The 11,777-nt window shown below is 31.1% G+C and carries 8 protein-coding genes; 1 reads left to right on the forward strand and 7 read right to left on the reverse strand.

The window, feature by feature from the left end; genetic code table 11:
• Positions 1–442: 442 nt before the first annotated feature.
• From radA to BLV79_RS06510, 7 genes are all read right to left on the reverse strand, one after another.
• Positions 443–1,828: a DNA repair protein RadA gene (radA, locus tag BLV79_RS06480; RefSeq protein WP_074717274.1), complete on the reverse strand. Its 1,386-nt coding sequence runs from the start codon at positions 1,826–1,828 to the stop codon at positions 443–445.
• 103 nt (positions 1,829–1,931) lie between these two features.
• Positions 1,932–2,345 carry an endosialidase gene (locus BLV79_RS06485; RefSeq protein ID WP_074717276.1) on the reverse strand — a complete coding sequence of 138 codons (414 nt, stop codon included), beginning with the start codon at positions 2,343–2,345 and terminating at the stop codon, positions 1,932–1,934.
• A gap of 582 nt (positions 2,346–2,927) precedes the next feature.
• A complete protein-coding gene (locus BLV79_RS06490; RefSeq protein WP_074717278.1) occupies positions 2,928–5,372 on the reverse strand; it encodes an ATP-dependent Clp protease ATP-binding subunit in 2,445 nt (814 codons plus the stop codon).
• Between the two features lie 33 nt (positions 5,373–5,405).
• Entirely contained in the window at positions 5,406–6,725 is a 1,320-nt protein-coding gene (locus tag BLV79_RS06495) for a hypothetical protein (RefSeq protein WP_074717280.1), read from the reverse strand.
• Between the two features lie 55 nt (positions 6,726–6,780).
• Positions 6,781–8,079 carry a glycosyltransferase family 2 protein gene (locus tag BLV79_RS06500; protein ID WP_074717282.1) on the reverse strand — a complete coding sequence of 433 codons (1,299 nt, stop codon included), beginning with the start codon at positions 8,077–8,079 and terminating at the stop codon, positions 6,781–6,783.
• 31 nt (positions 8,080–8,110) lie between these two features.
• Positions 8,111–9,214: a DUF1002 domain-containing protein gene (locus BLV79_RS06505; protein WP_074717284.1), complete on the reverse strand. Its 1,104-nt coding sequence runs from the start codon at positions 9,212–9,214 to the stop codon at positions 8,111–8,113.
• 116 nt (positions 9,215–9,330) lie between these two features.
• Complete coding sequence (locus BLV79_RS06510) at positions 9,331–10,365, reverse strand: S66 family peptidase (RefSeq protein WP_074717286.1); 1,035 nt, start codon at positions 10,363–10,365, stop codon at positions 9,331–9,333.
• Positions 10,366–10,523: 158 nt separating this feature from the next.
• On the opposite strand from BLV79_RS06510, the gene BLV79_RS06515 reads away from it, so the two are divergent.
• Positions 10,524–11,771 (forward strand): 6-phosphofructokinase, encoded by a 1,248-nt coding sequence (locus tag BLV79_RS06515; protein ID WP_074717288.1) that lies wholly within the window; start codon positions 10,524–10,526, stop codon positions 11,769–11,771.
• The last annotated feature ends 6 nt before the right edge of the window (positions 11,772–11,777 follow it).

Below are 11,777 nucleotides of genomic sequence, written 5' to 3' on the forward strand. Positions count from 1 at the left end.
GCATCACCTCTGCACATTCACTTTAGTGCATCAGCCTCTGCAAACCGCTTTAACAGTCATACTTATGTACATCTACTTTAGCGTTTATGTTTAAGTTTCTTTTTGCTTGTGAGCTCTTCGCTGTCAGCTCAATTATACTAACATTTTTTTAAACTCTAGTCAATAGTTTTTTTCTACTTTATCAAAGTCTGTCATTTTTCTTTTTCTTACATTTTTTTCAGTCTGCATTCTGAATTTTCCAACTTTTAAAACATCTCATAAAATGCGCGTATAGATAATTTATGTATTTTATATAATTATGCCATAAGATATATTGATTGAGTGTGTTGTAGGTTATATTGGCTGTATGGTGTGTGAACTGAAAGTCATGTGGGGGTATATGGGCTGTATGGCGTATGAGCTGAAGGTTGTGTGGGGGGTATGGTGTTTTTTATGACAATTCTTATTTCCGTGATGATAATAATTGAAGTACATCTTGTAAATTCTTTACACCAATAATATTTATATCTTTTGATTCAATTAGCTTTCTTTTAGACACTTCTGGCACAATGCATGTTTTAAAACCTAATTTTTTTGCTTCATTTATTCTCTGTTCAACACTGTTTACGCTCCTTATTTCACCGCTAAGCCCCACTTCGCCAAAGCAAACTATTCCGTCATCTACCGCTATATCTAAATGACTAGATAAAACCGCTATAACAATTCCAAGGTCTACTCCTGGTTCATTTAGTTTTGCGCCACCAGCTATGTTTACATACGCATCACAATCTGACAGACGAACACCTAATCTTTTTTCAATTACAGCCATGAGCAAATTGACACGATTGTAATCTAAACCAGTCGCAGTTCTTCTAGGATTGTTAAAAAAGCTATGACATACTAGTGCCTGAATTTCTAATAGAATTGGGCGTGTTCCTTCTATAGAGCATGTCACAACCGACCCTGATGCATCTTTTGGCTTTCCACTTAGCATAAATTCCGATGGATTTTCAACCTCTACAAGTCCCATCTGCCTCATCTCAAAGACACCAATTTCATTTGTCGAACCGAATCTATTTTTTACACCTCTTAATATTCTGTATGATTCATGTCTATCCCCCTCAAAATACAATACAGTATCTACCATATGTTCTAGAACCCTTGGCCCTGCAACAACACCTTCTTTTGTAACATGTCCAACAATAAACATACTTATATTCATTCCTTTTGCTATTTGCATAAGAACCGCAGTCGCCTCTCTAACTTGTGAAACACTTCCTGGTGTTGATGTAACATTTTCATCATACATTGTTTGAATTGAATCTATTATTACAACACTTGGTTTTTCTTTTTCTATAGTCGCACGTATTGTAGATAGATTTGTTTCACAAAAGAGTTTTAATTCGTTTGTAAATTTACCAATTCTATCTGCTCTTATTTTAATTTGTTGAGGAGACTCTTCTCCTGATACATACAAAACATTTTCCCCTTGCGATGACAAATTACGACAAACCTGTAACAATAATGTCGATTTTCCTATGCCAGGATCTCCTCCAATTAATGTAAGAGAGCCTTTTACAATCCCTCCCCCAAGAACTCTATCGAGTTCTTTCATTCCTGTCATCATTCTATCTTGTTCATCTATCTTTATCTCATTTAACACATATGTTTGAGTTTCTCTTTTTACACTTGTATTTATTTTACCCGATGAACTTATACTTTTTTTATCAACCACTTCTTCTACAAAAGTATTCCATTCCTTGCAGGCGGGACACTGCCCCAACCACTTTGTAGACTCATAACCACATTGTTGGCAATAAAATATCGTTTTTTTTGATTTTTGTTTCATCTTTTACCTCTACATAGTAAAAGATTCTAGAAATTCTTCTAGAATCTGATACTTCTGCTATATTTCTATCATAAATCTTGTACTCAGTTACCTCTAATAAATATTAGACTTCAAAAATTTCAACTTTCACAGAATCTTGATTTTCTAATTCAACACTAATACTAAGTTTGCCACCTAATCCTGTTTTAATGTTACCAACATCTTTATTATCAATCTTTACATTATATGTTTTATCCTCATCTAAACCAAGTGTTATTTGAGCATCTTCCGCACCTTCAACATTAAATGAAGCACTCTCATTTGTTTTAACGAAATTAGTTACGGTTGTTCCTGGAACCGATTCATATGCAAACATTCCATTTTTTTCAAGTTTTGTGATTTCATTGAATGTTTTTACTTTATAAAGATCCCCTTGACAATCAAAATTATCAAGTTTTGCTTTTGTTCTTAATGTATAGTCTCCAAAACTTAATGCACCATTTTCTTCTTTACGTATTAATTCACTTACTACAGCCATTTTTAACCTCCTGTACCTACACAACTCTTTATATGAATCTGATAAACTTATAACATCAAAGTTCACATTCGTCACACTTGAAGTTATATCCACATATTCAACCTATCCATCATGCACGTACCTCCTAAATATTATACATCTTTTACTATACATTCATTTAAAAAATTTATAAGAATCAACTTCTCTAACCAATTCTATTGATTAATTACTAATTGTTTTATATGCCATTTTATTAATCAATAACAGTAATGATTCCTTATTTTAAACAAATATACACAATACACTTTAAATACACCTGTATTATATAACAATTCATGCTCAATTACCATATAAACGTACTATTTAAGAAAAATTTAATCTTTTTCAAAATAGTCGTCTATACTGTATGTTTTTTTGCACATTTTCTTATTCGTATGTATATGTAGCTTGGCTGTTTATGGCATTGCTGTGATTGTTGTTATGTTACTAATATAAATGTTTATCTCTTTTATATATTCATATTTTATGCCTGTCGTTTTATTTGTGCTTAGTTGTTTCTTTTTTCTACGTTTTTACTATTTTAGTATGTTTAAAGCTAATAAATTAGCCTTTTTCAATATGAATCTTTTTATTTAAAGTAGTCACTATTACTTTATCGCCATTTTTTATGTTACCGTTAACTATTTCTTCTGCTAAGCGGTCTTCTATTTCATCTTGAATTTTACGTTTTAATGGACGAGCACCATATTTTTTATCATAACCATTTTCAACGATGAAGTTTTTTGCACCATCTCTAATAACTAATTCTATATCAAGTTGTTCTTTTGCTCTTTCTATTAATTCTTTAGAAAGCAAACTAACTATCTTCTTCATATCATCCTTAGTCAATGTTCTAAATACAATTGTTTCATCTATTCTATTTAAAAATTCTGGTTTGAAAATTCTTTGAGCTTCTTCCATTACATTTGATTTCATTTTATCATAATTTGCTTCTTCATCATCAACTGCTGTAAAACCAAGTTTCTTTGGTTCAATAACTGATTGAGCGCCTGCATTGGATGTCATTATTATGATAGAATTTTTGAAATCCACCTTTCTTCCTTGCGAATCTGTTATATGACCATCATCTAACACTTGCAATAAAATATTGGAAACATCAGGATGAGCTTTTTCTATTTCATCAAACAATATAACTGAAAATGGATTTCTTCTAACTTTTTCACTAAGCTGACCACCTTCATCATGTCCTACGTATCCTGGAGGTGAACCAATTAATTTTGACACACTATGTTTTTCCATATATTCGGACATATCAACTCTAATCATTGCATCTTCTTTTCCAAATACTGCCTCTGCTAAAGCTTTTGATATTTCAGTTTTACCAACACCTGTTGGTCCTAAAAACAAAAATGAACCTACAGGACGTTTAGGGTCTTTCAATCCTACACGACCACGACGTACAGCTCTTGCAACTGCTTCAACTGCTTTATCCTGCCCTATAACTCTTTTATGCAAAATTGACTCTAATTTCTTTAATCTTGAAGCTTCTTTTTCCGTTAAGCGAGTCACTGGTATTTTAGTCCATTCAGCAACTACATCTGCAACTTCTTTTTCGCCGACAATAATTTTTTTCCTTCTAATTTTTTGTTTTTGATTTTTTGTAATTTTATCTAATTGTTTATTCAAATCTGCTTTTTCTTGTTTAAATTGTTTTGCAGACTCAATATCTCCTTCAGATAAAGCGTTTTCTAAACTTTCTTCTTTTCGGATAATCTCGGCTTTAATTTCTGCAACTTTTTCATAGTTATCCGAAAATCCCAATCGGCATTTCGCTGAAGCCTCATCTATGATATCTATTGCTTTATCTGGCAAAAATCTATCATTAATATATCTTTCTGACAATTGAACTGCTGCCACCAAAGCTTCATCAAGTATTTCAACATTATGATGTATCTCATAATTTTTTCTAATGCCTTTTAATATTTCAACAGTTTCTTCTTCCGAAGGTTCGTCAACCATAACAGGTTGAAATCTTCTTTCTAATGCAGCATCTTTTTCAATATACTTTCTGTATTCTTCTATTGTTGTTGCACCAATGACTTGAACCTCTCCACGAGCCAAAGCCGGTTTTAAAATATTTGAAGCATCTAACGCACCTTCTGCCCCACCTGCTCCAATGATTGTATGCAACTCGTCAATGAATAATAAGACATTCCCAGCTTCCGAGACTTCTTTTATAACTCTTTTTATTCTTTCTTCGAATTCTCCTCTATATTTGGATTTAGCAACAAGTCCAGACATATCAAGAGCAACTAATCGTTTACCAGCAATTGTATCAGGGACCATTCCACTGACTATTCTCTCAGCAATTCCTTCAATAATAGCTGTTTTACCAACTCCAGGTTCTCCAATAAGACATGGATTGTTCTTTCCACGTCTACTCAAAATCTGAATCACTCTATTATTTTCCTGCATTCTTCCAATTACAGGATCTAAAGAATTCTCTCTAGCTAGTTCTGTTAAATCTCTTGAATACTGGTCTAAAGTTGGAGTTGTACTTCCCTCAACCTGACTTGTTTTATTTTTTTGAAATTCATCTCTATATTCAGATGGATTCTCCCCAATTGCTGTTAAAATATCTACAAACAATTTTTGATTATTTATACCTAAACTGTTAAATAATCTTGTTGCGGCACAATCTCCTTCTTTAATAAGTGCTATCAAAAGATGTTCTGTTCCAATATTATCTGAATTAAATCTTTCAGCTTCAGCCTCTGCGTTCTTTAAAACACTCTGTGTTCTTGGAGAATAGCCATCCTTATCTTCTACTAAAAGATCCTCTCCTGGTGATATGAAATCTTCAATCATATTCACTACTTTACCATACTCAACGTTATTTAACTTTAAAACTTGAGCTGCCACTCCGGTTGCTTCTTTTAATAATCCTGCTAGTAAATGCTCTGTTCCAACATAATTATGATGTAAATTCTTTGAAATTTGTCTAGCATTCTCTAATGATTTTTTGGCTTTTTGTGTATAATCTTTCAAGTATTTTAGCCTCCTTATACAAGTTTTTTAGTACTATTTTCCATCAATAAATTCTAAATCCGAATTTTTTATTAAGCTTCGGCTTTCTCTTTCGAATTCATCTTTGTCTTTGACACTCTGTAAATCTTTTTTACTGTATTCATAATTGTGAAATACATCATCTACAGATTGTTCTTCTATCGAAAAATAGTTCATGCACATAATTTGCTTTTTCAGCCTGTTATTTTTTTTGATTTTAACTAAAATATTAAACAAAAAAAGTAAACATGCACCTATCATAAAGTAATGATAGTTATTTAATTTCGCTTTGGTTACATTTTTACCAACTATGTTAATTACTTCTTTTCCAACTTTTGAATCAAAAAAGCGTTCAGCACTTAAACTTTTAACATATTTCATAAATTTCCCCTCGCTCACATTATATTTATACCATCCTCTACTTCCATTACCATTATAACAGTAAACAAGACAAAATTCATCATAATTAGATGCTAAAACTTTTATTTTTTGATTCTTTATCACTATTTCTCTTTCAAAATATTTTTTTGGTATATCAGCTTTCTCTATAAATGTTGGAATTATACTCTCATCTTCTGTATAAATTTCCAAAAATGGGAATATCTCTTTTCTGTCTTCATCATATATAAATAATGCAGGGTCGTTTTTTACTTTTTTTAAATTATTTAAACCAAAAATCTGCTTTTTCAAATATAATAGTTTTATTCCTAATTTATAGTTTTCTAAAGCTGCATATTCTTTATTATCTATTCTGATAGTTGTCTGTATAAAATCTTTTGGAATAATTTTTGAGGGAATTATTGATTCAATTTCATAACTATTATTTCCATAAAAAAGAATTTTTTTTTCATCGTATTCTAAGTTGTTTTCATCATTATTTTCATCGTTTTCTTCATATAGCGTTTTAGCGTTTTCAACATATACTGTTTTAGCCGCTGCATTTATGGCTTTATCTTTTCCACTTTTATCTTTTGAAGAAAAAGCACATGCTTTAACAGTAGTTACTCCACTTCTCTTTGCCACAAAATCTAATAACATCTCTGTGGAACCTTTTTTTCTTTCATTTTCAACATCAAGCACTACTTTCCCAACGCCTTTTTCTTTAGTTACGCGATTTTTACTTTCTAATTTGATAATTTCTTCATCAAAATCCAATTCAACATATGAAGATGCTCCATCAAACATTGTCAAGGAAATTGTGAATCTATCGCCTTTATTTATTTTTTCTTTTGGCACATCAATACTTAATGCACTTGCATCAACTATACCTTCTGGAACATTAATTATAGATAAAAACATTGCTAGAATAAACAATTTTTTTTTGATATTTTTCATAGAATTCCCCCATAAACAAACTATCTCTCAATATATTAATCGATATTATTTTAGACTAACTAAAGCCATTTTTTTCTTTATCTCGTAAATATTTTGCTTGTCTAATAAATAATTCTTTATACATATCGTGGAAAACTTTTTTTGAATACGCAAAATTCATAACATAAAAAGTATCTTCTTCATTTAATAAAATATTTTCATTTTTGTCTGCATATATATATTCTAAACTAAGGTCGTCTAATATAAAAATATAATCGCACATAACAATATCCGGTTTGCCTAAACCATCCACTCTAACAATTATATTTTTTCCCATTTCTAATGCAATTCGTTCTAATTTAAGCTTTAATCTTTGTGCATCTTCTACTAAATTGTTTGATTTTATATTAATTATCTTATATCTTTTTATAATTTTCTTTTCTCTCTTATATAGATTTTTGATTTTGCCTATAATTCCATCCCTAGCTTTGCCATAAACTCCATAAATAGCATCATTAAACGCTGCCATAATTGTTGAAATTCTATATGTTTCTTCGTTATATTCACTATCATATAATGCAACAAAAAGATTTCTTAAAAACACTTCGCTCATTCTTTCTAACTCTTCATCTTTAGTGAACTCAATATAGAATTTAATCCAATTTCTCCACGCGTAGTAAGTTGGAAATGTGTTTTCAACTTCCTTTTTTGCACCCATTGCGTGCAATGCCTTTGCATCACCTACACATGCTATTTTATATCCTGCAGTTGTGCACCGTCTACACCAGGTTGTATCATCCCAATATAAGAAATTTTCTTCTGGCATGACGCCAATTTCATTTATTACTTCTTTTCTAAGCATAAGTGCGCATGCAGGAACAGCATCACAATATACATAATCTGGCATCGTTCCATCTTCTATTCGCCCTGCATATGGACTTTTTACGCAAAAATCATTAAAATCAACCTTTATTCCATATTGTTGAACAATATTTGGATTAGAGGTATTATATACTTTTGCGCATGCCATTCCGCACTCCTCATGCTCATCTAAGAATTCTTTCAATTTTTCTATAGCATTTTCATCAATCATTGCATCATTGTCTATACACATTAAATATTTAAAGTTTTCTTTCATAACGGCTCTTAGGCCTGTATTAAAGCCTCCAGAACCGCCTAAATTTTGTGTATTTTCTATAATGTACACTTTTTCTTCGTATTTGTTATGCAACAATTCTAACGAATTATCTTTTGAAGCATTATCGACAACATATATTTCTATATCTTTACAAGTCGACTCCAAAATCGATGTAATACAATTATCTAAATCTTTTGATTTATTATAATTACATACAACAACTCCAATTTTATCCATAGTTCCCCCTTTAATCACATCGATTAAAGTTTTAACTAAAAAGACCTACTATAAAATCCCAAAGGCTCTTGAAAAATTCAACAATTTTGTCCCAAAATGATGAAGCATCATCCATGCTGATACCTAATTTGTTTGCCCAATTTTGAGCTTGGTTTTTTACAGCACTCCAATCGATGTCTAATTTTTTTAATTTTGATAATAAGTTTAGTAATTTATCGATATCTTTTTCTGATAACTTAACATCGTATTTCTTTGCTGCATCATCAATAGCTTTTCTTATGTCATCGTCTGTTTTTAACTGATTGTTTGCAACCTGTTGTTTCAAATCTGCAATCATTGCTTCTATATTTTCTTTTTTACCATCAGCGCTTTGTTCTAGCTGACCTGTTGTTACAATTTCTTCTAATGAAGCATCTACGGCTTTCTGATCCAAATCTTTGCCTGTCATATTTTTATATGCTTTAAATGTTCCAACTAAAGCAGCTGTTCCTGAAATTTTAAATGGAGCAGCAACAATAATATTTGCATCCTGAATTCCTGCAGTTGCTAATGCATTTTTATACATACCTACTGTACAATAGCCAATATTATATGTTGAAATCTTAATTCCTGATCCTTTAGATGCTTTTGTTACTACAACTGAAGAAAGTGATCTTGAACCAATTTGACTCGAAGAAATTTTTGAATCAAGATACTGATGCTCTTCTGTATTATTTACATAATTAACATCATAATCACCTAATTTATTTGGATCAATTCCCATTAAACGTAACACTGTGTTTTTCTGATCAGGAGATAAATCACTACCTAATGACAAGTATGGCTTATCTCCTTCTTTAACTTTTACATCATCACCTTTTTCTTTGACCTCAGCTTGTGGCTTTGTAGTGTTATCTGATGTAGTATTTTGATTATTGTCTGATGTTGTATCGCTATTTGTTGATTGTTTATTATTATCTGATGTTGTTTTCTCATCCTGATCAGTTTTATAATCCTGACCATTATCATTTTTTGATTCACTTGATGTTTCTTGCTTTGCAACGCTACCTGATGCTAATATAGCTGATGTTTCATTCATAAAAATAACGGAACTAACCATTAGAATGCTCATTAGCTTTAACATTCTTTTTTTCATTTGTCACATCCTCCTCTAGATATAATCAAAAATCAATATATAACAAAGATTTGTACATATTGTGTCTAAAAAACAAACACTTCAACTACAGTATATCACTTTTGTGAGAAATTTTGTTAATTATATAAGTATTCTATGCTAATATTATTGCCTTTTGCAATAATTCTAGCGTTAGCACCTGAAATCAATGGCATCATTGGCGATAAATGTCCAATATCTAAATCCATAATTATAGGAACTTTAAATTCTTTTAAAGCTGCTATTACAGCCTGATATTGATCAATTCCAAAATCTGGTTCATTAAAATGCATAGGTCTACCAATTAAAAATCCCTTTGTATTTTCAAACCATCTGTTTTCCCTCAATTGCCACAATACGCGTCTTATACTCATTACATTTAAATCACACGCCTCTAGGAACCACACTACCCCGTCTTCTTTATATTTTTCATTAAACTCTTTTACTTTATCAAATCTTGTACCTGCGAGCATACTTAGACAGTCCATACATCCGCCTAATAATCTTCCGCTAAAGCTTACTCCATTTTCTTTTAAGTCTGTTGGATAATATACATAGTTTTCCTTTTCCGTTATGTTATATGGTTCAAGAGGATTTTCTTCAGTTTTGAATGACTCAATTTCCCAACCATCATATCCTTCTACTTTATTTATTTTTCCAGATAATATATCCAAACTGTCTTTTATTGATTTATGCCAAGGATTCATTCCAAATGATGCTGCACATGGTCCATAAATTGCCGCAGTATCAAGTATAGTTGTGCTTAAAAATGTAAAATTGGTATTATCCGAATAACCCATAAACCATTTAGGTTGTGCTTTTTTTAATTTTTCAAAATCAATGTATGGCAAAATTTCACACATTAATTCACCGCCTCCACATGATATCAAAACATTATTTTTAGCGGACAGATACATTTCCTGAAGCTCTTTTGCACATTCTTGTGGAGTATTACATATTCCAATTCCTTTGTTTATATAACAGTTATAACCCAAATCAAGTCCATAACCCATTTCTACAAAATTTTTTTGTGCATTTTTAAAGGCTGTTTTGTATGGTTCTATCGCACAACTAAAAGATGGCGAAACAAAACCTATTGTATTTTTTTCTTTTAAACTTTGAGGATATCTCATTTTTTCTCTCCTAAAAATATAAATTATTTATTTTTTTATTATTTTACACAATAAAGTACATTATTTTGGCATATTCTTCTCATTTATTGACACTTGCGCACTTACCTATTTAATACTACAATATTATGGATAGTGTATTAAATATAAAGGAGATTACTATGACTCAAAATAATGTTTTAGTTGCTCAATCAGGTGGACCAACTGTAGCAATTAACTCTAGCCTTGCTGGTGTAATTGCAGCAACTGTAGAATCAAAAAAATATGATATTTGTTACGGTGCGTTAAATGGCGTAACAGGAATTTTAGATGAAAGATATCTAAATCTTAGTCAGATAGTTGAACAGGATTCAACTATTATTGATCAGATTAAATCGACTCCTGCTATGTATTTAGGTTCATGCCGTCACAAATTACCTAATTTTGATGATGATTCCCATCCATATGAACAGATTTTTTCTCAATTTGAGAAATTACAAATTAGCGCTTTTTTCTACATAGGCGGTAATGATTCAATGGATACAGTACTAAAGTTATCTGATTATGCAAAAAAAATCAATAGTAATATTAGAATTATAGGTATTCCAAAAACCATAGACAATGATTTATGTATGACAGATCATACTCCAGGCTTTGGATCTGCTGCAAAATATGTAGCAACATCTATTCTTGAAATTTCACACGACACATATATCTACAAAGTAAAAAGTGTCACAATTGTTGAAATAATGGGTAGAGATGCAGGATGGTTAACCGCTTCTTCTGCGCTTGCCAGAAATAAATATAGCATGGCACCTCACCTTATCTATCTTCCAGAAGTAGCTTTCGATAAAGAACAATTTATTGAAGATGTTAAGAAACAATTAAAGACTACTAACAATGTAATTGTTGCTGTTTCTGAAGGAATTCGAGATAAAGATGGAAATTATATTTCTGCCGGCGAAACAGCTGAAGATACATTTGGTCATGCTCAATTAAGTGGTGCAGGTAAAACTTTAGAATACCTTGTAAAAGAACAAATAGGAGTCAAAGTTAGATCAGTTGAAATAAACGTTTTACAACGTTGTGCTTCTCACATTGCATCCAAAACAGATCTTGATGAAGCTTTTGTGCAAGGAAAAAAAGCCGTCGAATTTGCTAGTAATGGTGTAACCGCTGCAATGGTTGTAATCAAGCGTTTATCTAATGATCCGTATACTGTCGAATATGATTATGCTGTAATAAAAAATATTGCAAATGAGGCAAAATCTGTTCCAGTCGAATGGATAAATAAAGAGGGAAATAACATAACAAAAGAATTATTTAATTATTTACTACCACTTATCCAAGGAGAGGTTTCCATTAAATATTCTAATGGATTACCTACGTATATGGATGTGTCTCATTTACACAAAAGGAGTGAAAAATAAACTAAT

This window comes from Lachnobacterium bovis DSM 14045, assembly GCF_900107245.1.
In the GTDB taxonomy this organism is placed as follows: Bacteria; Bacillota; Clostridia; order Lachnospirales; family Lachnospiraceae; genus Roseburia; species Roseburia bovis.